The sequence below is a fragment of the Shewanella sp. SM55 genome, from assembly GCF_025654025.1.
GTDB lineage: Bacteria > Pseudomonadota > Gammaproteobacteria > Enterobacterales > Shewanellaceae > Shewanella > Shewanella oncorhynchi.
Window position 1 is genome coordinate 131,261 of sequence record NZ_JAKKRS010000013.1, and the last position, 22,998, is coordinate 154,258.

General features: G+C 47.0%; 22 protein-coding genes. 11 read left to right on the top strand and 11 right to left on the bottom strand.

The features are described 5' to 3' along the window. Positions 1 to 20: 20 nt before the first annotated feature. Positions 21 to 392 carry a GntR family transcriptional regulator gene (locus L5L91_RS16230; RefSeq protein ID WP_168826852.1) on the bottom strand — a complete coding sequence of 124 codons (372 nt, stop codon included), beginning with the start codon at positions 390 to 392 and terminating at the stop codon, positions 21 to 23. Between the two features lie 93 nt (positions 393 to 485). On the opposite strand from L5L91_RS16230, the gene L5L91_RS16235 reads away from it, so the two are divergent. The 4 genes from L5L91_RS16235 to L5L91_RS16250 all read left to right on the top strand — a co-directional run bounded on the left by L5L91_RS16235 (position 486) and on the right by L5L91_RS16250 (position 4,426). Then, entirely contained in the window at positions 486 to 2,117 is a 1,632-nt protein-coding gene (locus L5L91_RS16235) for an alpha/beta hydrolase (protein ID WP_263237130.1), read from the top strand. 3 nt (positions 2,118 to 2,120) lie between these two features. Continuing rightward, positions 2,121 to 2,855, top strand: coding sequence for an ATP-binding cassette domain-containing protein (locus L5L91_RS16240; protein ID WP_063881864.1), 735 nt, complete (start codon positions 2,121 to 2,123; stop codon positions 2,853 to 2,855). A 94-nt stretch (positions 2,856 to 2,949) separates the two neighbouring features. Next, positions 2,950 to 4,098 (top strand): ABC transporter permease, encoded by a 1,149-nt coding sequence (locus L5L91_RS16245; protein WP_263179449.1) that lies wholly within the window; start codon positions 2,950 to 2,952, stop codon positions 4,096 to 4,098. Positions 4,099 to 4,177: 79 nt separating this feature from the next. Then, the gene (locus L5L91_RS16250) at positions 4,178 to 4,426 is read left to right on the top strand and encodes a hypothetical protein (protein WP_263142283.1); all 249 of its coding nucleotides are present in this window, start codon (positions 4,178 to 4,180) and stop codon (positions 4,424 to 4,426) included. Positions 4,427 to 4,499: 73 nt separating this feature from the next. On the opposite strand, the gene mog is transcribed toward L5L91_RS16250, so the two are convergent. From mog to L5L91_RS16280, 6 genes are all read right to left on the bottom strand, one after another. Beyond that, a complete protein-coding gene (gene mog, locus L5L91_RS16255) occupies positions 4,500 to 5,033 on the bottom strand; it encodes a molybdopterin adenylyltransferase (RefSeq protein ID WP_106648670.1) in 534 nt (177 codons plus the stop codon). A gap of 318 nt (positions 5,034 to 5,351) precedes the next feature. After that, positions 5,352 to 5,816, bottom strand: coding sequence for an NlpC/P60 family protein (locus tag L5L91_RS16260; protein WP_105250911.1), 465 nt, complete (start codon positions 5,814 to 5,816; stop codon positions 5,352 to 5,354). Between the two features lie 135 nt (positions 5,817 to 5,951). Then, entirely contained in the window at positions 5,952 to 6,689 is a 738-nt protein-coding gene (locus L5L91_RS16265) for a sulfite exporter TauE/SafE family protein (RefSeq protein ID WP_198573895.1), read from the bottom strand. 231 nt (positions 6,690 to 6,920) lie between these two features. Next, positions 6,921 to 8,165 carry an MFS transporter gene (locus L5L91_RS16270; protein ID WP_198573896.1) on the bottom strand — a complete coding sequence of 415 codons (1,245 nt, stop codon included), beginning with the start codon at positions 8,163 to 8,165 and terminating at the stop codon, positions 6,921 to 6,923. Between the two features lie 107 nt (positions 8,166 to 8,272). Then, positions 8,273 to 9,004, bottom strand: a complete 732-nt coding sequence (locus L5L91_RS16275) for a LytR/AlgR family response regulator transcription factor (RefSeq protein WP_006083764.1) — start codon at positions 9,002 to 9,004, stop codon at positions 8,273 to 8,275. Continuing rightward, positions 8,998 to 10,671, bottom strand: a complete 1,674-nt coding sequence (locus L5L91_RS16280; RefSeq protein ID WP_006083765.1) for a sensor histidine kinase — start codon at positions 10,669 to 10,671, stop codon at positions 8,998 to 9,000. Before L5L91_RS16280 ends, L5L91_RS16275 begins: the two co-directional genes overlap by 7 nt. Before the next feature lie 585 nt (positions 10,672 to 11,256). Between L5L91_RS16280 and L5L91_RS16285 the strand changes: the two genes are divergently transcribed. From L5L91_RS16285 to L5L91_RS16315, 7 genes are all read left to right on the top strand, one after another. Further along, complete coding sequence (locus tag L5L91_RS16285) at positions 11,257 to 12,180, top strand: pirin family protein (RefSeq protein WP_263237131.1); 924 nt, start codon at positions 11,257 to 11,259, stop codon at positions 12,178 to 12,180. Positions 12,181 to 12,448: 268 nt separating this feature from the next. Beyond that, positions 12,449 to 13,495: an ATP-binding protein gene (locus tag L5L91_RS16290; RefSeq protein ID WP_113941211.1), complete on the top strand. Its 1,047-nt coding sequence runs from the start codon at positions 12,449 to 12,451 to the stop codon at positions 13,493 to 13,495. Next, on the top strand, positions 13,496 to 14,179 hold the full coding sequence (locus L5L91_RS16295; RefSeq protein ID WP_263180213.1) for a response regulator transcription factor: 684 nt from the start codon (positions 13,496 to 13,498) through the stop codon (positions 14,177 to 14,179). Between the two features lie 32 nt (positions 14,180 to 14,211). After that, positions 14,212 to 14,913, top strand: a complete 702-nt coding sequence (locus tag L5L91_RS16300) for a potassium channel family protein (RefSeq protein WP_263237132.1) — start codon at positions 14,212 to 14,214, stop codon at positions 14,911 to 14,913. A 1-nt stretch (position 14,914) separates the two neighbouring features. Continuing rightward, positions 14,915 to 16,279: a TrkH family potassium uptake protein gene (locus L5L91_RS16305; protein ID WP_263237133.1), complete on the top strand. Its 1,365-nt coding sequence runs from the start codon at positions 14,915 to 14,917 to the stop codon at positions 16,277 to 16,279. A 431-nt stretch (positions 16,280 to 16,710) separates the two neighbouring features. After that, entirely contained in the window at positions 16,711 to 18,489 is a 1,779-nt protein-coding gene (locus L5L91_RS16310) for an LA2681 family HEPN domain-containing protein (protein WP_263237135.1), read from the top strand. A gap of 96 nt (positions 18,490 to 18,585) precedes the next feature. Next, a complete protein-coding gene (locus L5L91_RS16315) occupies positions 18,586 to 18,858 on the top strand; it encodes a hypothetical protein (RefSeq protein WP_263198644.1) in 273 nt (90 codons plus the stop codon). Positions 18,859 to 19,063: 205 nt separating this feature from the next. On the opposite strand, the gene L5L91_RS16320 is transcribed toward L5L91_RS16315, so the two are convergent. The 4 genes from L5L91_RS16320 to L5L91_RS16335 form a co-directional block, all read right to left on the bottom strand. Beyond that, positions 19,064 to 20,248 carry an NAD(P)/FAD-dependent oxidoreductase gene (locus tag L5L91_RS16320; RefSeq protein WP_263237136.1) on the bottom strand — a complete coding sequence of 395 codons (1,185 nt, stop codon included), beginning with the start codon at positions 20,246 to 20,248 and terminating at the stop codon, positions 19,064 to 19,066. Between the two features lie 310 nt (positions 20,249 to 20,558). Next, positions 20,559 to 21,575, bottom strand: coding sequence for an NAD(P)H-dependent glycerol-3-phosphate dehydrogenase (gene gpsA, locus L5L91_RS16325; protein ID WP_173497252.1), 1,017 nt, complete (start codon positions 21,573 to 21,575; stop codon positions 20,559 to 20,561). A 4-nt stretch (positions 21,576 to 21,579) separates the two neighbouring features. Further along, positions 21,580 to 22,065 carry a protein-export chaperone SecB gene (gene secB / locus L5L91_RS16330; RefSeq protein WP_006083777.1) on the bottom strand — a complete coding sequence of 162 codons (486 nt, stop codon included), beginning with the start codon at positions 22,063 to 22,065 and terminating at the stop codon, positions 21,580 to 21,582. 295 nt (positions 22,066 to 22,360) lie between these two features. Next, on the bottom strand, positions 22,361 to 22,795 hold the full coding sequence (locus L5L91_RS16335) for a rhodanese-like domain-containing protein (protein WP_105253030.1): 435 nt from the start codon (positions 22,793 to 22,795) through the stop codon (positions 22,361 to 22,363). Between the last annotated feature and the right edge of the window lie 203 nt (positions 22,796 to 22,998).

Below are 22,998 nucleotides of genomic sequence, written 5' to 3' on the forward strand. Positions count from 1 at the left end.
ATTTATCGGTACATTACTTTCTAATCTTGCCAGCGCTCATTTAGCAGTTGCAGCAACTCGGGCAAGCTAACACCTAACTGCTTTGCCTGCGACAACAGGGCATCGAGCTGGGGTTCGAGCAGACTAATACCCGATGCCATAGTCTCAGTTCGCAACGCAACTTTTGTCGCTTGGCCGCGGCGACGTTCGAGCCAACCTTGGTCAACCAGCTGTTGAATGGCGCGGGAAACTGTCATGGGATTTACCGCTAAATGCTCGGCAATCTGGCGCACTGAGGGTAATACGTCTTCCACTTGCAGTTGACCGCCCACAATTAAACGCACGACTTGTTCGTGTAATTGTTTGTAAATGGGTTCACCACTGCTGGGGTTGACATTTAAAAGTTCTAACATTAGCCTTTACACACTGTATTAATACATTGATACACCGATACACTGGTATTTAAATTAACACACTCGTCCTGAAATGCAAAAAGGAAAGCGCGCATGATACATAGCATGACACACAGGAAGTTAAGCAACACAGTTCAACGCCTTGTGCCAACTCAGCCACGGCATGGTGCCACATGGCGCACGCGTACTTTGAGAATGAGCGCCCTCATACTGGCAATGGCAAGTACGGCGACGTGGGCGAGTGATGTTAAAAGCCAAGAGACACAAGCAACAGCTGATATAGCTAGGAACATGGCGAATGACACCGACACTTGTTATGTGGAAGGCGTATCCGATCGCCTAAACTGCGGTTTTGTGACTGTGCCAGAAAACCCTAACAAACCCGATGGCAAACAGATCCAAGTGCATTACGTTGTTTTGCCTGCGGTGAAAAATGCCAACCATGAAGAAGCCTTGCTAGCGATTGCCGGCGGCCCAGGACAATCGGCCATAGAGAACGCGGCAGGTTTCGATGCCATGCTGAGCAAAGTTCGCCAACAGCGGGATATTTTACTGATCGATCAAAGGGGCACTGGCCGTTCGAATGTACTGGCCTGCGATGAAGGAGCTCAATCTCCTCTGTCCTTCGATGACGATAATGTCGATACCTTAGCCGAAACGCAAAAATGCTTAGCCAAAATTGATGCCGACGTGACTCAATACGGTAGCCTCAATGCGATTAAAGACTTCGAAGCCGTACGAGCGCACTTAGGCTATAAAAAACTGCATATTTACGGCATCTCCTACGGCACTCGTATGGCGCAGCTTTACATGCGTTTATACCCGGCACACTTAGCCACAGTGACCTTAGACGGCATAGTGCCGATGCAGCAAAGCGTATTAGAAATTGGCTCTGCGATTGATCGTGGCTTCGACTTATTGTTTAAGGATTGCCAAGCAACCGCCGCCTGTAACAGTCAATTCCCCGAGTTAAAAGCGGACTTTGAGCGAGTCGACGCTATGCTCGCCACAGGCCCTGTGATGGAAAACGTTTACGATCCCGTCACGGGCGAAAAAACCATGTTAACCATGACGCGCGGTAAATTCTCTGGCTCGATCCGCATGGCACTGTATCAAGCCAATGTGCGCGCCCTCTTGCCCCATGCGATTCATCAAGCATCGAAAAACAACTTCCAACCCATACTCGGCCTATATGCCCTCACTATCGACAATGCTGGCATGGCGATGGGCATGCACGCCTCAGTGGTCTGTGGCGAAGATATGCACCGCATTACCCCAACCATGCGCGAGCAGGCCAAAAAATCCTTTATGGGCAGAACCATGCTTGAAGGCTTAGAGGCGACTTGTTCAGTATGGAAAGTCCCTGCGGTCGATAACAGCTTTAGCGAGCCCATCAACAGCAACATTCCGACCTTGTTGTTATCCGGCGAAATCGACCCCGCCACCCCACCAAGCTGGGGCGAGTTAGCCATGGAAAAACTCACCAATGCCAAACACTTTGTCGCTCCTTATGCGACCCACGGCGTGGCCTATCAATCCTGCGCCAATAACCTGATTGCCGATCTCGTCCGCTCGAGCTCAGTCAACGATCTCGACGGCGAGTGTTTAAACAAAGATGTGCGCCGCAGCTTTTATTTAAATGCCAGCTCGGTGGAACCGCTTAATGCGACCAGCACAAAAACCACGACAACAGATGATCACGCCAGCACTGGAGCTAAGGAATAAGCCATGATTAAAGTATCCCATCTTTCCAAGCGCATCGGTGACGTGCAGGCGCTGAATGACTTAAGTTTCGTCGCACAAAACGGCCAAATCACAGGATTACTCGGCCCGAACGGGGCAGGTAAAACCACCTGTTTACGCACTATCTTTGGCCTGCTGAAACCCGATAACGGCAAGGCTGAAATCGAAGGCATAGATGTCGCCATCGACCCTATTGGCGCTAAGCAGCAACTCGGGCTATTCCCCGACCCTTTTGGTCTGTATGAACGCTTAACACCACGGGAATACATTCGCTATTTTGCCGAGCTGAGCGGCTTATCATCCAAGGAGGCCAAAGAGGCCACCAGCCAAGTGATTGCGAAATTGCGCCTCGAAGACATTAGCGATCGCCGCTGCAAAGGCTTCTCCCAAGGACAAAGAATGAAAACCGCCCTCGCACAGGCAATCGTCCACAGCCCGAGCAATATTATCCTCGACGAGCCGACCCGTGGGCTGGATGTGATGAGCACTCGCCTACTGCGTGACATTCTTATCGATCTTAAAAATCAAGGACATTGCGTGCTGTTCTCTAGCCATGTGATGCAGGAAGTCGCCGCTCTGTGTGACCAAGTGATCGTCATGGCCCAAGGCAGAGTCGTCGCCATTGGCAGCCCAACTGAGCTTTGCATTCAAACAGGCAAAGACTCGCTCGAAGAAGCCTTTATTCAACTTATCGGCACGGATGAAGGGATAGCGGCATGATGACTCAGCAAAGATTACGCCCGCAGGTTTTAACCTTTAAGACCTTGATATATAAAAGCGTGGCATTTAAGAACATGGTTAAGGGAATGACAGCATGAATAAAATAATCGCTATGGTTCGTAAAGAACTCATCGATGCCGCCCGCGATAAGCGCTCTGTGATGGCGGGTCTCTACTACGCCATAGGCACGCCGCTGATCATGTGCGGCCTATTTATGGTGTTAATTGGCCAGCTAACCAGTCCTGATGATTTGAAAATCACCATTAAAAATCCCGATAAAGCACCGGATTTAGTAAGATTTTTATCAAATAAGGGCATCACTCAAGGCGCAGCCGATGGCTCTGACGCCAAAGACCTTAAAGCAATAGAACTGATCATCAGCACCGACTATGCCGCGCAAATGAACCAAGGCAAAAGCGCCGAAATCACTATCGTGGCCGATAATTCAGAGGAGAAACTGCAGAACTCGATTCGCAGACTCGAGAAACAACTGCAGGCCTACAGCGCTGAAATGGGCAGTTTACGTTTAATCGCCCGCGGTATCGACCCGCGCGTGGTGCAGCCGCTTAAAGTGAATGTGCAAGACAAAGCCACTACAGACTCTAAGGGTGGGATGATCTTAGGTATCGCCATTTTCACTATGATCTACTCGGTATTTATCTCGGGGATGAACCTAGCTATCGACACCAGTGCCGGTGAGCGCGAACGCAACTCCTTGGCCCTGCTATTGAGCCATCCGCTGACCACTCGCCAATTAGTGCTGTCAAAAATAATTGCGGTAAGCCTGTTCGCTTTGCTCGGTTTAGTGCTGATCTTGCTGGTGTCTAAAATCGCCTACGCCTTTGTGCCATGGCAGGAATTAGGCTTTAGCGTCAACATCACCACGGAATTTATGGCACTGATGTTAGTGGTCGGCATCCCCGTCGCGTTAATGGCCGCTTGTCTGCAACTTTTTGTGTCTTTTATGGCGAAAACCTTTAAGGAAGCTCAGTCCTATCTGACTATGGTGCTGTTTGTGCCCTTAGCCCTGTCGATGGCCGCCAGTTACAACATAGCGCCAGATATGCTGCAGTGGTTGCCAGTCTCGGGTCAGCAACAGGCATTAATGGACTTTATCAAAGGTAAAGACTTGCCCATGTTGCAGTTACTGGTTTCGACCTTAGGCACACTCGCCATTGCGGTATTGCTCGCCTTTGGCATGGAAAGGTCACTCAAGAGTGAAAAAGTGATCTTCGGTTTGTAAGGTGCTCTTCTCGATAAACTTGGGAACGGGTTATCTCTCGTTCCAAAATTAAAAATCTCAATCAAAACTGGAGGTTATTATGGAAAAAGAATATATCTTAATGGTGATTATGGTCAGCTTCATTATTGGCCTCAGCGCTACTGAGATGTTTAAGCACTATTTAAAGGCGCGCCAACTTGGAGTGGGTACCGCAGACGATAGGCACCTTGAGGATAAAGTGACTCAACTCAGCCTACAAAACCAAACACTAATCGAGCGAGTACAAATACTTGAAAAAATAGTGACAGAGCCAGAGTACGAGCTAAAGCAGCAGATTAATCAGTTATGAACCCTAAGCTCCTCAAACAACAAAGCCACTGGATTTTCAGTGGCTTTATTTTTTTACAGGCTCGATAGCAAGATTACTTAGCCTTAGGCCTGAATGGTTTGATAACCGACTCATTGCACTCTAAATACGGGCCTTCCATCAAGTCGATACAGTAAGGGATAGCGGGGAACACGGCATCTAAACATTCGCGAATCGATTTTGGTTTGCCGGGTAAATTCACAATCAATGAATCGCCACGTAACCCTGCGGTTTGACGAGACAAAATGGCGGTAGGCACAAATTTTAATGACTCGGCGCGCATCAACTCACCGAAGCCTGGCATCATGCGATCGCAGACGGCTTCTGTCGCTTCTGGGGTGACATCGCGTTTCGCTGGGCCAGTGCCGCCCGTAGTGACAATCAAACAGCAATCCTGCTCGTCGGCCATTTTGATCAGCGTCGCTTCAATCACATCCTGCTCATCGGGGATCACTTGATAAATCGGCTCCCACTCGCTGGTGAGATAGTCGTTGAGCGTGTCGATAATCGCCTTGCCTGAGATATCTTCATAAATTCCCGCGCTGGCGCGATCGCTGACCGTCACAATACCGATTTTTGCTTTGCTCATAGGAAATCCCCAATGATGTTAAAATGAAACATGCCGAAGTGAAAATTGTCGACATCAAGCATGGAAGAAGCCGCGACAGCTTCGACCTTAAGCCGCAGCTAAAATAGCATAAATGCCTAACCAATGGAGCGACTAAAACGTGATGGGGTTCGCGCAACACCGTTTAAACACTCGGAATTTAAAAATTGTTCATTGATGACAAACGTCTTCCCCAAAGCAAAGCAGCATTGGGCCGATAAAAACATGCCATAAAGGGAGATTGGCTCAGGCACTCTCACTGCAAGTTGAGCCATTCAAAAGATAAAAACGATCAAAGGGCTAAATCCGCCGTGCATTCCAATACTTAGACGCCCAATAACTGTTATGCAGGCTCGAAATCTTCACCCCTTGGCTAGTGGAAACGTGGAGAAAATTATCACCTCCTACATAAATGCCGACATGGTGTGTACTCCAGCCTGTCTTGAAAAATACCAAGTCACCCTTGCGCAGTTGATTTCTCGGCACGGGTTTACCTAAGGCTTGTTGCTCTTCGACTGTGCGCGGTAAGGTCATACCCAACATCTTCTGATAGGCGACAGACACAAAGGCCGAGCAATCTATGCCACGCTTAGTGCCACCACCAAGGCGATAAGGTACTCCACGCCATTCAGAATGCAGTTCGGAGATATTGCTATCATTCCAAACCGTGGCGGGTTCAACTTGCTTTACCACAGGCTTAGGTTCTGGCGCGCTAGCACAAGCGCCAAGGCCTAAAGCTAAGATAACTATCAGTAATCGTTTCATAGCTTCAAACTCATTGCAGGCAGGTTTCACAGTAACGTAATTTTGAGTTTTTATCAGGTAAATTCAGGCGGCTGGGGATCAAAACGCCCCAACACCCGCGTACTCTAGCAGACTAATATAACCTAAAGCTTAAAACTATAACGACGTCCACAATAAACGCACACCCACCAGCACCATTAAAATCAATATGATGCGTTTAAATAACCTATCGTCAATTTTATCTTGAATGAACAAACCTAACTTTACCCCTAACCATGCAAGCGGTACCAACAGCAGAGAAACGATAATATTCTCTTGGTTAATCTGCCCAAGCAAACTGTAAGGAACAAGTTTAACCAGATTCACCACCGCAAAAAACACCACAGCAGTGGCTAAAAACTCTGCCTTGGCCAAGCGCAACGGCAACAAATAAGCATTGAGTGGCGGCCCGCCCGCATGGGCAACAAAGCTCGTAAATCCGGCGGTTAAGCCACACAAGCGCCCAACCAGAGGTGAAGGTGATGCTTGAGTTTTATCCCCAAGGATCAAACCATACAAACCAAAACCTAAGGACACACAGCCTAGAATCGCCCGTAAGTAATCTTCGTTTAATCGTTCGAACAACAGATAAGCGATAAAAATTCCCACAATCGCCGCGGGTAAGAGGATCCATAAATGACGCGGATTATGTTGCCCCCACCAAGAACGTACACTTAAAAAATCCATATAAATCAGCAGTGGTAACATGACTGCCGCCGCTGTAGCAGGGCTAATGGCCAGCGCCAATAGCGGGACAGTTAAGCCGCCCACGCCACCCGCAAAACCGGATTTAGAAATTCCAGTAATCAATACTGCAGGTATCGCCACCAACCAAAAAAGAGGGTCCGTTAACATCAACACATCCTGAATAACGCTTTAAGGTTATCAAGTTACCTGTTGTTGGTGTGATAAAAAAGAGGCAGCACAGAGCTAACATCAAAAGTGCAATCACATAGATAAGTCAGTGAGCCTTAAATGAATAACAACCTCACCCATAAAACACGGGATAAAAAGTAAAAAATCCGCAGCCATTTAGCTGCGGATTTTTGTTTTAGCTTTTGGCTAGGCCGGACTAAGAGTTTGTGCTTACGCCGATTCTGCCGTCATGTTCACTAAGCGCGGTGTACTCTTAGTCGCTTTCTTGGCTGACACAGGGGTTTTAGGCTCTGGCATACGTATGGTTAATGACATCACTAACGCCACCACCAGCAGCACTAAAATCACGTTGAAGGTCGCAATAAAGCCACCGAATAACGAGGCGACAATCGAGCCGATAATACTGCCGACACCAAAACCTAAGTAGATAACCCCATAGTTTTTAGTCAAGTTATTCAGGCCGAAGAAGTCGCTCACCAATGATGGATAAACAGTGATAGTACCGCCAAAACTAAAGGCAACGCAGGCGACCGCGACGAAGAACAGGTTAGCATTCAAAGGAATGAACAACAGTAACACCATACCGACTAAGGTGATGATCTGCGCCAGCGAAATAACGCGAATGCGGGGGATTTTGTCCGACAGAATACCCAGCACTAAACGACCACTGAGGTTCGCCATAGCAATCACAGCAACAGCATTGGCGGCGACCAGTACAGGCAAGTCGACCATCTTCTCGCCGATATCTTTAGCCACACCAATCACATACAAACCACTCATACAGGCCGACAGGAACATCAGCGCCAGCATCCAGTATTGTGGCTTACGCATGGCTTCTGCGAGGGTGAAGTCGCGGCTTTCGGCTTGCTGACTTGCGGCTGATTGTGCAGGCGCATCTTTCATCAACATACCGCCACACAAGACCAACGCCATGGCGATCAGGCCCCACAGTTGGAAGGTGGTTTCAAGGCCAGTGTTTTCGAGTAACAGCACGTTAATGTATTTAAATCCGAGGCTACCTAGACCATAAGCGCCAATCGCTAACGCCGAAATCAGCCCTTTGCGTTCGGGGAACCACTTCACGCAGTTAGACAAGGTCATCAAGTAGCCAGTGCCATCGGCAAAGCCCACTAAAATCCCTGCGCACAGGTAAAGCATCATCAAGTTACTGGCTTGAGCAGTGAGTAAGAATCCAACGCCGAGTAACAGGCCTGCGCCTAAGGTGACATTACGTACGCCAAAGCGTTCCTGTAATTTGCCCGCCATGGAAGATGCCACGGCCAAAGACAAACTCAGCAAACCAAACACAAATGCCACTTGGCTGACGGGTTCGTCGAGCTTAACGGCCAACTGCGCATTGAACAGGCTCCAAGTGTAAACTGAGCCGAGTGCAAACTGGGTGATAATAGTACCAACTAAGGTCAGGTACCGAGTACGGTTCATCTCTTTAGTCATGATGCATCTCGCTTTAGGGGATCAGGAATTGAGCCCACTATAAGAGAGATGCGATTCGCGCCGATCAATTAAGGCATGAAATACAGATCTGCAGGAATGAATGACAATTACAGCCTCATCAGCTGTCGAAAAGCCTTAATATTACTACGGCTAACGGGCACCTCGAACGACAAATCATGCAACCTAATCAGGTAAGTGCTATTGAACCAAGGAACGATTTCGCGGATCTTGTTGATATTGACGCAATAGGAACGGTGACAGCGGAAAAAGCCTTCAGCAGGCAAGCGGCTGACAAACTCGCTAATGGTCATTTGCATCACATAACGGTCGGTGCGGGTATAGACATAGGTGAGTTTTTCATCAGCCTCGGCGTAATAAATTTGCTCGCAAGGCGTGACGATAATCCGCTCACCCTTGACTAAATTCACGGTACGACTGGCATTACTCGCCGCTTCATGTTGCGGCTTTGGCGCTTGTCGCCCCGCCTGTTCAATCTTCTGCAATAAGCTGATGATCCGCGGCTCATTGTAGGGCTTGAGAATATAATCGAAGGCTTCAAGCTCAAACGCTTCTACCGCAAATTCTTTATAGGCAGTCACAAACACCACATGGGGTGGATGGGTCGATTTATGCAGATTCTTCGCCAACAACAGGCCATCGATGGACGGAATTTGGATATCCAAAAACACCACATCAACCTCATGATCCTGCAGATATTTAAAGGCCTCCAAGCCATCCTCAAAGCTTGCCACTATGTCTATTTCACTGTGGCTCTTTACTAAATACTCCAGCTCCTCACGGGCCAGATATTCATCTTCAACTATGATGGCTTTTAACATACTTGCGCCTCATTTTCCGGTAAATAAAAGCTGACTTCAGTCCCCGGTTCCAGCCGTTTAAGCTGTAAACCTTCGCCGTACAATAACTTCACCCTCTGGTGCACATTCATTAGCCCAATACTGCTGCTTTCTATGCGACCCGCGGCGACGCCATCTATCACCTCTTGGCTGATGCCATAACCTGTGTCACGCACGGCCACGCGAATGCCAGAATCGAGTTTTTTCACTTCTATGGTCACTCTGCCCGGCGCACTGCGCGGCTGAATGCCGTGCAAAATGGCGTTTTCCACCAGCGGCTGCAACAAGAGGCAAGGCACGCAAAAATGCACATCGTCGACATCGAACACCACTTCAAGCTTGTCGCCAAAGCGCGCCTGCTCGATCGCCACATAATCGCGTACTTGTTTGACTTCCTCTTGGATATCAATCAGCTCATCGCCCTTGGCTAGGTTATAGCGCAGATAATCGGCCAGATTGGCAATCAACTCCCGCGCCTGCTGTGGCCGAATACGGATCAGTGAAGAAATCGCATTGAGGGCATTAAACAAAAAGTGCGGATTAATCTTGCTCTGCAGCGCAGTAAACTCCGCCTTACGGGTCATCTCTTGCAGTTGCTCGATACGCGACACTTCCATCTGGGTCGAAATCAGCTGCGACAAGCCCACCGCCATCTCTCGCAGCGAGCTGGTAATCCGATAGTTATTGCGATAATAAATCTTCAGCGTACCGCTTACCGTGCCGTTTTCACGCAGCGGGATTATGATGACCGAATGAAAATCCGATAAATGATATTGGCGTAAGTCGTTGTTAATAATGTTTTGATCTAGCTCTATCGCCCTTTGAGTCATCTCGCTAATCGCTTGATGACCATCGACCTCGTAGTAATCTTTGCCTACGCCCATATAGGCTAATACATCGCGAGTATCGGTAATCGCCACGGCATCGGCATGGATTTCATTACGGATCACGCCGCACACTTGCTCTAAGGCATGGCGATCAATCTTGCGGAAAAAGGGTAAGGTTTTATTGGCAATATCCAGCGCGAGCTTAGCCTGCTTGGCGGCAATGAGCTCTTTCTCATCGTCGAGGTCTTGCACTAGCTTGATAATCAGTCCGATACACACAGTGCCCGCAATCATGGGATAGGCAATGTGACTCACAATCTCAACGCCCACTTGGTGCGGCTCTGTCAGTAGCCAAATCAACAACATGGTCAGTGTTTCGCACAACATGCCCGCCACAATGCCATAAATCCATAACTTAGATTTGGGGCATTTGTAGTAAATCCACGTCGCCATTAGACCGGCAATGATGCTGGCGATTAAACACGGAATCGAGGTATCACCATCCATATCAATCAGATATCTATGCAGCCCCGACAGCACGCCCGCGGGAATACCAACCCAAGGGCCAAATAATATCCCGCCGGAAATAATCGCGATAATCCGCACGTTGACCAGCGCGCCTTCAACCTCAATACCGGTATAGGTACTGAACACCGCAAATAAGCAAAATATCGCCGCCACAGAGACCAGCTCTGCGGGGGTGTGATTACGCTTTTGGAATAAACGCTGGAACGGTCGAGTGCGGGTTAAAAAGAACAAGGTCATCAGCATCAAGGCCGCCCGTTCAAATACCGCCAGTAACATCATTTGATTTTCGAGCACGCTTTCTCCTTGATCTATCACGCTGAATCACAGCCCAACGTTATATTTACCAATGATATATTTATGAGTGTTAAGCCTGTACGCTGAATGGATTAGGGTGAAGACAGGCTTTGCCGCCAACACAAGCTCCCATAAAAGATAGACTCGATTTTGCAGATCCAACGTAAGACATGGATGATAAAAATCACCGAGCCCCAAACTTGTCAAACACTCGTATTTAGGCTCGAGTAAAACATCAAACGCTAATGCCCACATAAATACAGGCTTGCTAAAGTAAAGGACAGATAAAAGTCCCATTCACGCGGGCTCAGTCACACATTCGTACTTGAATTAGGCTATCAAAGTGTATCGAAGGGCAATTTGAAGATCCTAAAACACGTTAAGTTAACCACTAAAAAGTGCAGTTGCCCTCTATCAGGTCACTGCCACAATTTGCAAAATCGACCGGAATACCCGAAGCTAAAACCTTCGGCTCGAATGCAAGATGAGATCTGCCCCCATGCGAGATTCTAGGTTCACACTTAGCTGCGCTGAACCGAGCCAAGCTGAACTGAGCATGCCCTAGTAATGGAATAAGGAGCGAACATGAGTGAACTACAAGCACAGTTTTATGGTGGCCCTAAGGAATGTCCTATTGAAAATGGCCGCATTCAAGCTCAACGGATTGCCCCAAAAATCAGTGATGTCGGCGGCATTCCCGTCGCACGGGCTATCCCACAAAAAGAGCGTCGTCTTATCGGCCCTTGGTGTTTCCTCGACCATATTGGCCCAGTCACCGACGGCCCTGAGCTAAACGTTGGCCAGCATCCGCACATTGGGCTGCAAACTTTTACTTGGATGCTCGAAGGCGAAATCATGCACAGGGACAGCCTCGGCAGTGCTCAAGTGATCCGCCCAAAACAAGTTAACCTGATGACTGCCGGACACGGCATAGCCCACACCGAAGAGTCGATAGCGGGCCATCACACTATGCACGCAGCCCAACTATGGATTGCCTTACCACTGGAACACAAAGATACCACTCCGAGATTCGATCACTACCCAGAGCTGCCGACTTGGCACGAGTCAGGCGTCGAATTCACCCTACTGATTGGCAGTTGGCATCATAAACAGGCGCCCACATTACACTTCTCACCTATCGTTGCCATAGATCTGTTTGCCGCCCATGACGCTGAACTCACTCTGAATCTCGACCCTAGTTTCGAATATGCCCTCATGCCACTGGAAGGCCGCTTCCAAATCGAGGATGACAGTTTCGATAATAACCACCTCGCCTACCTTGGCATGCTACGCGAAACCATCACCATAAAACTCGAAGCGGGTTGTCGCATACTGCTGATTGGCGGCGCGCCACTGGCTGATCCTGTCAGCATTTGGTGGAACTTTGTCGGCCATAGCAAAGATGAAATAGTCAAAGCACAGGCCGATTGGGAAGCCGAAGATCCCCGCTTCGCCACCGTTACTGGCTATAGTGGCAAACGCTTAGTGCCCCCGCCAATACCTTGGTGATGCTTAGCTCAATGACTCAGGGTTAGTGGTTGGATAGGCACTTTGGCATCTTACGTAATGGCCAGTGCCAGGGTTAAGGCTTACAACATAAGTGTATGCGGTAAGCCTTATCATTTACCCAAAGTGTGATGTGAACAAGCTCGATTTGCCTAAGCTAAGTGCAAGCTAAGCCACTAACAAGGTTACAAATTTTACGGCATTTTTACGCGCTATCTTAAAATGCCTTTGCTAAAGTACAGGCACTTTCTTTATATGCGTCTTTCTATTCATGACTTCATCCATAGCGGCTCCCATGACACAATACTGGCGTTCGCACCCGACTTTATTTACCTTCATAGTGCTAGTGACGGCCATTTTCAGCAGCGCCTTTATCGATCACTTTTCAAACTCGACTATCGCCGTACTGCTGATTTTACAATTGGCCGTAGTGGCCGTAGCCCTACAATGCAACGCCAACTTGGCCTATTTTGCGGCAGTATTTGAGGCGACCAGCTTTAATTTTCTATTTACCACACCACGTTATTCACTCCAGATGTTTAATCTTGAGGACATTCTCAATCTCAGTGTGTTTCTGCTTGTCGCCCTCACCACCAGCAAATTAGCCGAACACTATCGACGTCAGCAAGATGCTCTCGAACAAGCTCAGTTACGCAACAGTATTTTGCTGTCGGTTTCCCACGATTTACGCACCCCACTCGCCACTATCATAGGCACGCTCACCACCTTAAAGGAATACATGCCTAAGCTCAGCCCAGACCAAAAGGATGAGCTGATTGATAGCGCGGCGGCCGAAAGCCATCGCCTGCACCAATATATCGAAAACCTGCTGCAAGCCACTAAGTTACAACACGGCGCACTCAAGTTTAGCTTGAGTGAAGACGCAATAATGAATGTATTGCACCAAGCTATTGCCCGTTTTCCAGCCACGCAGCCGCGCATTATCATCAAGAGTGACGCCGATCTACCGTCACTGATGATATGCAGCTCATTGATTGAGCAAGCTATTTTTAATGTATTGGATAATGCACTGCGCTATTCGCCTTCTGATAAGCAAGTCATAGTAAAGGCGTATCAGCAGGGCGATGCGTTACTGTTAGATATCCAAGATGAGGGTCTTGGCATTGAACCCGCTCAAGCGCAGGCAATTTTTGAGCTCTTTTATCGCCAACATCCCTCAACCGATAGCGGCTCGGGCCTTGGGCTTGCTGTTGCTAAGGGCATAATTACCGCCCATGGTGGCCAGATCAGCGCCGAACCTGTCGCTCATGGCAGCCTTATTCGTATCGCATTGCCGATAAAAAAGGGAGAGGAATAAATGGCTTATAAGGTGCTGGTCGTCGATGACGAAGCGCAAATCCACACTTTTATGCGGATATCGTTAGAAGCGGAAGGATTCGAATATCATGGCGCCGCCTCGATTGCGTCAGCCCTAGCGCAATATCATGCGCAGCAGCCACACGTGTTAGTGCTCGATCTTGGCCTACCCGATGGTGATGGCATCAGCTTGCTGCAAACCCTACGTCAGAGTGACAAAGTGCCGGTGCTTATCTTAACCGCCCGCGATCAAGAGGAAGAAAAAATTCGTCTTTTAGAAGCTGGCGCCAATGACTATCTCAGCAAGCCATTTGGGATTAGGGAGTTAATCGCGCGCATCAAGGTTTTAGTCCGCGACTTAGTCGATGAACCGCCATTAAATGATTTACTGCAATTTGGCGCACTTAAGTTGCAAAAAAGTACCCACCAGCTTTGGCTCGATCAGCAAGAAATCGCCTTAACCAAAAAGGAGTTTGCCCTGATGGAGACCTTAATGTCTCACCCTGGTCAGCTCGTTAAACAAACTGAATTACTGCGGGATATTTGGGGTAAAACCCATCAAGAAGACAGTCATTATCTGCGGATCTTAGTCAGTCAGTTACGTAAAAAACTCAATGACAGCAGCGAGCAGCAGCTCATTAAGACAGAAGCGGGCCTAGGTTATCGCTTAACAAACAATAGATAAGCATTTGTTATAAAATAGAAAAGGATATTTTAATGGCACATTTTACCGTTATTGGCTTAGGGCGATTTGGTGTCGCCGCTAGCCTAGAATTGATCCACTTAGGCCACACGGTCACTGGCGTGGATAGTGACCCTAAAATGGTGGAAAAATACGTAGAAGACTTAACCGAAGCGGTTATTTGTGATTGTTCCGACGAAGCCGCACTTCGTGAGCTAGACCTCGCAAACAGTGAAGCCGTACTGGTCGCAATTGGCGAAGATATGCAATCAAGTTTGCTGTGCACCTTGGCACTGAAAAATCTAGGTGTAGAAGTCATTTGGGTCAAGGCCAGCACTAAAGCCCATCACACTATCGTCTCTAAACTCGGCGTCGCCCGCATCATACATCCAGAGGAAGAAATGGGCATACGTGTCGCCCAGTCACTCAACTATCCTATGGTGAACAATTTCCTGCCGATTGGTGATGGTCTCTATGTGGTCGAGATCCATATCAAGCCTCACCTTGATCAAACCACTGTCAGCCAACTCCTCGGTGCTGCGCAGGATGATGTTAAAGATGATTTAAAAAGCAATGTGATACGCAATCCTAAAGGCAAAGTCGCCGCCATTATGGTTAAGCGGGATCTGACGGTTTTCAGCAAAATTGATAGTCAATTTATCCTGCAAACGAATGACGCCTTACTGCTCTGCGGTAGCCGTACTGAGCTCAAATACCTAGCGCCAAGGTTGGTGTAACTTGGTTCAATGGCATCCCTCCATCATGGCGATTGAGCATAAACCCAAATCGAGTAAAAAGTTGTTAGGCGCACCGCCCTTTATCCTAAGCGTGAGCTTTGCATTGTTGATCATCTTAGACACTTGCTTACTCAAACTGCCGATAGCAACCGAATCTTCTATTACTTGGCTACAAAGTCTGTTCACGGCCACCTCGGCAGTAACAGTGACAGGACTTGTCGTTGTCGATACTGGCACTGTTTTTACGCCCTTTGGGCAAATCGTTATAGCGCTGTTAATCCAATGCGGTGGACTTGGGCTGATGACCTTCGCCATTGTCACCTTGATCGCGATTGGCGGTAGAATTGGTTTTTTACACCAAACAGTCGCAAAAGAGGCTTTTAATCAAACAGATACATCGACTCTAGTGTCAACGGCAAAATCAGTGTTAGTGTTTTCCTTACTGGTTGAAGCCGTAGGCATGGCCATTCTTTCCGTGTACTGGAGTCAGGAACTTGGTTGGCAAACCAGCTTATTCCACGGTTTTTTCTACACCATCAGCGCCTTTAACAACGCAGGTTTTGCCCTCAGTGCCGACAGCCTAATGCCCTATGTTGCCGATCCTGTCATTAATCTCACCATCACGGGCCTGCTCATCATAGGTGGCCTCGGATTTTCGGTGTGGATAGATCTTCGTAGGAACAAGCGTTGGTCAAAACTCAGCGTTTACAGCCGCATGATGATCACAGGCACTATGATTATCAACGCCGTCGCCGTGATTGCGATTTACTTTATTGAGTACAACAACCCCAATACCTTGGCGCCCTTAAGCGAACTCGGTAAATGGTTAGCCTCATGGTTTCAAGCCGTGACACCGCGCACCGCAGGCTTTAATACACTAGCAATTGACCAACTCGAAGATGGTACAACGCTACTCATGCTGGTATTGATGTTTATTGGCGGCGGCTCATTAAGCACCGCCAGTGGCATTAAGGTGGTCACCTTTATGGTGCTGATTTTGGCAACTTATGGCTATTTACGCCGCGATGAAGCTATTTATGTATTTAAGCGCGAGATCCCCAAAGACACTGTCAGCAAAGCCTTGGCACTAACCATGATCTCCATTGGTGTCACTTGGCTAGCCATCTTCGCACTGGTATTAAGTGAAAACGCACCGTTAATTGATATCGTCTTTGAGGCAGTATCAGCACTGGGCACAGTCGGTTTGTCCCGAGGTTTAACAGGCAACTTAACGACTCTAGGCCAAGCCATCATCATTTTTATAATGTTCATGGGTCGCCTCGGCCCACTCGTACTCGCCTACTTCCTCGCCAGCCCAAGGACCAAGAAACTGCGCTACGCAGAAACCAAATTAGCAATTGGGTAAGGATTGATTGGTGGGTGGGTTACACACCAAATTTACTGATCATCAAATAGGAATGATGTTGAGCAAGCGAGGTAATTGAGTTGGCTCTGAAAGCGCTGAATTATAGGCGAGCCATGGTATTTGCTCGACGACACGCAGCTAGTCCATCCGTGGATGCTCGACCGCCCCGTCCATGGGGCGGACGGTCGTCTCGCTAATCACCATGGCTCTCCTGTTTAACATCGGTGTAGCCTATTTGTTTTAAAGAAGATATGTGACTCGTTTTGGGACAAGAAATTGGTTAGGCTATTTACTCTATTCAGACTTTTACGTATTAGATAAAGTATGGATTTCATCCGATAGACAAGCACAAAAAAAGACTAAGTGTATAGACCATGAAGCAATACTATGGTTTCCTGCTTGATGTAATTTTTGTCTATGGTCTCATATATATGGAAAAAGAGAATACAAACGTTCTAATCGATAGTGCAGCTATTGGACTATTTGAATCTAGAGCTGATGAGTTGATTATTGACGCGACAAACACTAATACACAAGAAAAGTTATTAGGCTTTACAAAATCAATTGATCAAGGGAAATTTGTTTTTGATGACGCATTTATCGAGGCTAGGTATTTCTACACGTTAGCAAACTGCTACTCCGAACTCTATAGATACCATACTAGTGCATGGTACTCAGAAAATCTTGGTATTGCGATAGTAAACTATCGCAAAGCTTTATATGTAGTTATGTCGATTGAGTACCCAAACGCTAATCATCAAAATCTAAGAAGTAGAATCGAGACTAACTTAGCCAATTACTTAAGTCGTCAAGGAAGAGTTATATGTGCTTTAGAACATTGGGACAATGCATTAGATATTGATTTAAACCCAGTTGCAATGATTGCCAAAGCAACTAACGCCCTCTTTCTTGCTGAGAATATATATGACGAATACCATGTTAAGTATCACTATTATGAAGCGTATAAACTTATTTGCTTAGGTCTTGAACACATTGAAACACTAGAAGAAAACCATAAGTCAGTGTTTGACAAAAATAGTAATTTCATGCGTTTTAAAATATGGTTTGAAGAACGTAGTGACGAAAAAGATTTTGCAAATATTCAGAGCTACAAAGAAGACTTTAAGTCACAAAAACAAAAACAATATCTCAAATGGTGTGGTGACAATCGGCTGTTTCTTAATGAACTAAATGATTATTACACTACTGAATTAGTTTACACTGATTGCTTCACCCTCCCTAGCTTTACCCAAGCAATTAATCGTGCATTAACGCAACATGAAGATCTTGTTTATCATGGTAATTTTGATGAAATTAAGAATGATTACTGCTATGCAAGATACCTATTTTTTTCATCAATTAACATCCCTAATGAACAAGAACACTTTTTCAATGAAACGTATGAGAAAGTAGATGACTTCTCTCATTCATTGACTAATTTAAAGGCGCAACATTACAAAAGCTCATTCAAGGCACTGTACTCTATATTCGATAAAATAGCGTATTTTCTAAACTCATTCTACGATCTGAATAAAATCGACTCAAAAGTCTATTTCCACAATATTTTCGGTCAAATGAAAGATGGAAAGCTTAAACCACATAGAGATTTAGCTAATAGTGACAACTATTTTTTGCACGCCTTATTCTACATTCTTAAAGATATTCGAGATTCAAACCCCAAAAGCACGGAGCGTAACTCAGAAGCTTATTGGTTAGACCCTGATGCTGTTGCATTTGCCAAGATAAGAAATGCAATGGAACATTGCTCGTTAAAGATCGTTGATGATTTTGGTAATAGTTTATCTAAAAGTGACATATTATTTCATCAACATTACCTTGATGAGTTGATAGAGAAAAAAAGCGTGTTAGAGAATCAACTCACAGAGCTTTACTCTGAGCTTAGTAAAGCTAAAAAGGAGAGAGATGTTGCTGCTAAAGCATCTCTTGAGGAAGAGATGCTAAAATTAAATAAAGATTTAACCAAAACAGATAGCGCTATTTCCGATAAAGAGAAACGCTCGAATCATTCCCTACTGATTACAGATAAAAAATTTGAAGAGCGACTACTGGATCTCATGAAGTTAGTCAGAAGCTCAATAGTCTATCTATCATTAGCCATAAACCTAGATGAGAAGCGTAAACCCAAAAATGGTGTAATCGCTATGCCAATGTCAGTCCCATTAAAGAGCGACCAAATAAATATCGAGTGATTAGATTTAGTAAGGAAAAAATAATCGTCCAAAGTGGTAGTAGCTATCTGGATAACTTAGAAAGGGGCAAAAGCTTTTAGCCAGATGAACAGTTCAATGGTCGTAAAGATTGGCATTGTGGCAACTGTGACCGTTGGCGGCATGGATGCCGCCGTCGAGCCCTCAGGGATGAGTTTATGGCGTGTCACAGGGGAAACAATGACAATTCATCCTGTACACCTGACGACAAACTTATCTAGTTTTGGGGCAATATCTTTTAGCCAGATGAACAGTTCAGTGGTCGTTAAGATTGCCACCGTTGCAACAGTGATCGTTGGTGGCATGGATGCTCATTTACATCTATGTGATCGCAACATTCGATTCTTGTAATCAAGAGCCATATACAGCAGATGCCGCTGTCGAGCCTATAGGGCTACTTCTTGTGAAATAAAAGGGCGGCGTGTCACTGGGGAAGCAGTGGCAATGTATATAACGCAATATACGATTCAGCCGCCTTGCTGATTTAGCTAGAAGATTGGCTTTGATGAGTTCAAACAGTCAGGGTTTTAAACTCATTACTCTTGCAAGTTAGAGACTAAGCCGCTTGCCCAGCGGCGACGCCGGATGCCCAAGCCCATTGGAAATTAAACCCGCCTAACCAACCACTTACGTCCATGACTTCACCGATAAAGTAGAGCCCTGCGACTTTGCTGGCTTCCATGGTTTTGGATGACAACTCATTACTATCAACGCCACCTAGCGTCACTTCGGCGGTACGGTAGCCTTCGGTGCCGTTCATCAATACTGTCCAGCGGTGTATATCATCGACCAGTATTGCGCGCTCGGCGTGAACTAGCTGATTTAACGCTTTATTTAACAGGGCTTCATCGAATAACACTTCCACCAACCGCTTAGGCAACCATTGGCTTAAGGTATTACGCAAACTCTGTTTAGGATGCGTGGCGAGCTGTTGCTCTAGCAATTGCGCCAAATCCATATTCGGCAAGAGATCGATTTCTATGGTTTCGCCCGCTTTCCAATAGTTAGAAATCTGCAAAATTGCGGGGCCAGATAAGCCACGGTGAGTGAATAGCAGCGCTTCGCTAAATGCAGTGCCATCTTTGGCGGTAATGCGGCTCGGAACCGCTATACCCGACAAGGGTTCGAAACGAATTTTATCTTCACTGTGCCATGTAAAAGGCACCAGACCCGCGTGAGTTGGCAATACTTTTAGGCCAAACTGCTCGGCCAGTTGATAGCCGTAAGGCGTGGCGCCTAGTTTAGGCATGGATAAGCCACCCGTGGCGATAACCAGTGAGTCGCAGCTCAGTTCGCCGTTAGAGGTGTTGAGCTCAAAGCGCCCAGCCTCCGTCTTTTTAACGGCCAGAATATCGCTGCGCAGCTTAATCGTCACGCCCGCCCATTCACACTCGGTCAATAGCATAGTGACTATCTCTTTGGCCGAGTCATTGCAAAACAGTTGGCCGTGATCGCGTTCATGGTATTCAATGCCGTGACGCTCGACCATTTCAATAAACTGCTGCGACGGATAACGCGCGAGTGCCGATTTAACAAAGTGAGGATTGCCACAGAGGAAATTAGCGGGCTCGACTTTAAGGTTGGTAAAGTTACAACGCCCGCCGCCGCTGATGAGGATTTTACGCCCGGCTTGCTTGGCATTGTCGAGTACGAGTACATCACGGCCTCGGTAACCCGCGGTCGCTGCACACATCAATCCCGCGGCGCCGGCTCCGATAATAATGACATCATGATGTTTCACGCTCTTACTCCACACAGATAAATTGATTGGTATTGACTGCCAACGGGCAATTTGCTGACTCGCGAACCTTTAGCAAGCAAATCATGCAACAGCTAAACGGAGCAAAGATAAGCTCAAACGCTAGGCACAAATCCCCTCTTTCACCACCTGACCTCCAGGGATGGAGGAAATGCTCGTCTGATGTCGGGAACATCAAGGGCCTTGGCGACCGGGGATACATCTTGCACACCAGAAGTCCGGGCACAAAAAAGGGCGCTATTTTAGCACCCTTTCCTTTATTCGGCATTACAGCATCATCACGGCTCGCGGTTTATTGCGTAGGCGTTTCTGATTTCTTTTCTCTGCTGAGCAATTCTTTCGCAGCATCGACCGGCGCTTTGCCTTGATACAAGACTTGGTAAATCTGCTCAGTGATTGGCATTTCAACCCCGAGGCGTTTCGCAAGCGTAAACACTTCTTTGGTATTGCGATAACCTTCAACCACTTGGCCAATTTCAGCCTGTGCTGTCATCACATCACAGCCTTTACCTAAGGCTAAACCGAAACGACGGTTACGGGATTGGTTGTCGGTACAGGTCAACACTAAGTCGCCTAACCCCGCCATGCCCATAAAGGTGGCGGCATTGGCACCTAAGGCTTCGCCTAAACGCGTCAATTCGACTAAACCACGGGTAATCAAGGCTGTTCTGGCATTGGCACCAAAGCCGATACCGTCGGACATGCCCGCGCCAATCGCGATCACGTTCTTTACCGCGCCGCCAAGTTGCAGTCCGGTAAAGTCGTCGTTGGCGTAAACCCGCAAACGTTTAGGGCTGTGTAACAGCTCAACGAGATCGTTGGTGAATTTAGGACAAGTGCCCGCGACCGAAATGGCCGTAGGTAAACCCATGGCTAATTCTTTCGCGAAGGTCGGCCCAGATAACACCGCCAGCGGATATTGCTCACCTAACACATCACGGGCCACATCTTGCAGCAAACGTCCGGTTTCAGGCTCGAGCCCTTTCGTTGCCCATACGATGCGCGCATCGCTACGGAGTAACGGTTTAGCTTGCTCAAGCACAGTACCAAACACATGGCTTGGTACGACCACTAACACATTGTTGCTGGCGGCTAAGGCTTTGGCTAAATCGGCTTCGATCTGTAAACAATCAGGAAACGCAATACCAGGCAAAAAAGCTTGGTTGCACTTGTCTTGAGCGAGCGTTTGCATGTGGACAGGATCGTGTCCCCATAACAAGGTCTTATGACCGTTGCTGGCTAAAGAAATGGCAAGGGCGGAGCCATAAGAGCCCGCCCCTAATACCGTGATATCGGCAGAGTTTTTCATGTAATTAAGCGTTAGCTTCTTCGGCAGCTGGTGCAGTCGCAGCAGCTTGACGTTGTTGCACGTATTGGGCAAACAGCGCGTCGAAGTTAACAGGTGCTAAGTTCAGTTGTGGGAAAGTACCACGACCGACTAAGCTGCCCACGGTTTCGCGAGCATATGGGAATAGGATGTTAGGGCAGTATGCACCTAATGAATGGGCCAATTGTGGCTCAGTCAGACCAGTGATAGAGAAGATACCGGCTTGTTGTACTTCACATAGGAAAGCGGTGTCGCCACCATTTTGTGCAGTCACAGTTAAAGACAGGACAACTTCATACACATCATCAGCTAATTTAGCGCTGCGCGTGTCTAAATCTAACTTAACTTCTGGGTTCCATTCTTTTTGGAATACCGCTGGGCTGTTAGGCGTTTCGAAAGACACATCTTTAGTGTAAACACGTTGGATGTTGAATTGTGGGGCTTGTTGTTCGTTGTTTGCTACTTCAGCCATAATTTCCTACCTATCCTATCAATGTTGTATCGGCTTTTCGTTGAAAGCCAATTATTATTTGAAAGCCAATTACTATTTGAACGTAAATTGGCTCGGGGCTTATGTTACTCAAGGCCTATATCAGATCTCGGTATCATCCCAACTTGTACCCATATTCGGGTATCGATCGAACCAGTCTAAAAACTTACATTAAGCCCTTAGCGACCGTAGGATCAGTATGCCAAACAATGATGACTTTATTACTGCACTATCCTGTGGATTGAGTACAGCTTAAATCATAACTGCCGCCGACAACTTATCTTTTGCTTTTTGAAACAGGCATATTTGCTGCCTGCCATTCACCCATACCACCTTTCAAGTTGTACAGGTTTTCAAAACCTTGCTTACTCAAAAGCTGAGCGGCTTGAGACGAGGTCATGCCAGCATTGCATACCAATATAATGGGACTGGCTTTATACTTTTCAAGGGCTGATATCTGATTATTTTTAATATCGGCGAGCGTAACATTAAGTGCATCAACAATATGGCCCTTGCGGAACTCGTCATTCGAGCGCACATCAACCACTTTAGCATCCTGTCTATTCACCATAATCGTTAATTCTTGATGAGAAATACTTTTGATTTTTGACATGCTCGATTTGATGATACTCGCGACAAGCACAACAAATAATCCCACCCAAGCCAGACTGAGCATTGAGTGAGCTTTAAAAAATTCGATATATTCTTGCATGATGATTGCCCGCATAAATGGCGAAAATTCGATAAGGGCACAGAGTATACCGATTGCCTTGGCAGAATGCAGCAGTTTAGTCACAGTTCGAGATCGCACTTTTAGTGCAATTGACTCTGTACTTGTCACAAGCCACTCACAGAATCGGGCGAATTAGTGATTCGATGACCTTAATCGGGGTAAAGCGCTTTTTCATACCCCGC

What these genes read in the sequence shown, in the direction of transcription:
- L5L91_RS16265 (WP_198573895.1), bottom strand. Translation starts at nt 6,689, where the DNA reads ATGTTAACGGACCCTCTTTTTTGGTTGGTGGCGATACCTGCAGTATTG.
- secB (WP_006083777.1), bottom strand. Translation starts at nt 22,065, where the DNA reads ATGGCTGAAGTAGCAAACAACGAACAACAAGCCCCACAATTCAACATC.
- L5L91_RS16310 (WP_263237135.1), top strand. Translation starts at nt 16,711, where the DNA reads ATGGAAAAAGAGAATACAAACGTTCTAATCGATAGTGCAGCTATTGGA.
- L5L91_RS16235 (WP_263237130.1), top strand. Translation starts at nt 486, where the DNA reads ATGATACATAGCATGACACACAGGAAGTTAAGCAACACAGTTCAACGC.
- L5L91_RS16245 (WP_263179449.1), top strand. Translation starts at nt 2,950, where the DNA reads ATGAATAAAATAATCGCTATGGTTCGTAAAGAACTCATCGATGCCGCC.
- L5L91_RS16285 (WP_263237131.1), top strand. Translation starts at nt 11,257, where the DNA reads ATGAGTGAACTACAAGCACAGTTTTATGGTGGCCCTAAGGAATGTCCT.
- gpsA (WP_173497252.1), bottom strand. Translation starts at nt 21,575, where the DNA reads ATGAAAAACTCTGCCGATATCACGGTATTAGGGGCGGGCTCTTATGGC.
- L5L91_RS16295 (WP_263180213.1), top strand. Translation starts at nt 13,496, where the DNA reads ATGGCTTATAAGGTGCTGGTCGTCGATGACGAAGCGCAAATCCACACT.
- L5L91_RS16240 (WP_063881864.1), top strand. Translation starts at nt 2,121, where the DNA reads ATGATTAAAGTATCCCATCTTTCCAAGCGCATCGGTGACGTGCAGGCG.
- L5L91_RS16230 (WP_168826852.1), bottom strand. Translation starts at nt 392, where the DNA reads ATGTTAGAACTTTTAAATGTCAACCCCAGCAGTGGTGAACCCATTTAC.
- L5L91_RS16290 (WP_113941211.1), top strand. Translation starts at nt 12,449, where the DNA reads ATGACTTCATCCATAGCGGCTCCCATGACACAATACTGGCGTTCGCAC.
- L5L91_RS16270 (WP_198573896.1), bottom strand. Translation starts at nt 8,165, where the DNA reads ATGACTAAAGAGATGAACCGTACTCGGTACCTGACCTTAGTTGGTACT.
- L5L91_RS16275 (WP_006083764.1), bottom strand. Translation starts at nt 9,004, where the DNA reads ATGTTAAAAGCCATCATAGTTGAAGATGAATATCTGGCCCGTGAGGAG.
- mog (WP_106648670.1), bottom strand. Translation starts at nt 5,033, where the DNA reads ATGAGCAAAGCAAAAATCGGTATTGTGACGGTCAGCGATCGCGCCAGC.
- L5L91_RS16250 (WP_263142283.1), top strand. Translation starts at nt 4,178, where the DNA reads ATGGAAAAAGAATATATCTTAATGGTGATTATGGTCAGCTTCATTATT.
- L5L91_RS16335 (WP_105253030.1), bottom strand. Translation starts at nt 22,795, where the DNA reads ATGCAAGAATATATCGAATTTTTTAAAGCTCACTCAATGCTCAGTCTG.
- L5L91_RS16300 (WP_263237132.1), top strand. Translation starts at nt 14,212, where the DNA reads ATGGCACATTTTACCGTTATTGGCTTAGGGCGATTTGGTGTCGCCGCT.
- L5L91_RS16260 (WP_105250911.1), bottom strand. Translation starts at nt 5,816, where the DNA reads ATGAAACGATTACTGATAGTTATCTTAGCTTTAGGCCTTGGCGCTTGT.
- L5L91_RS16315 (WP_263198644.1), top strand. Translation starts at nt 18,586, where the DNA reads ATGGTCGTAAAGATTGGCATTGTGGCAACTGTGACCGTTGGCGGCATG.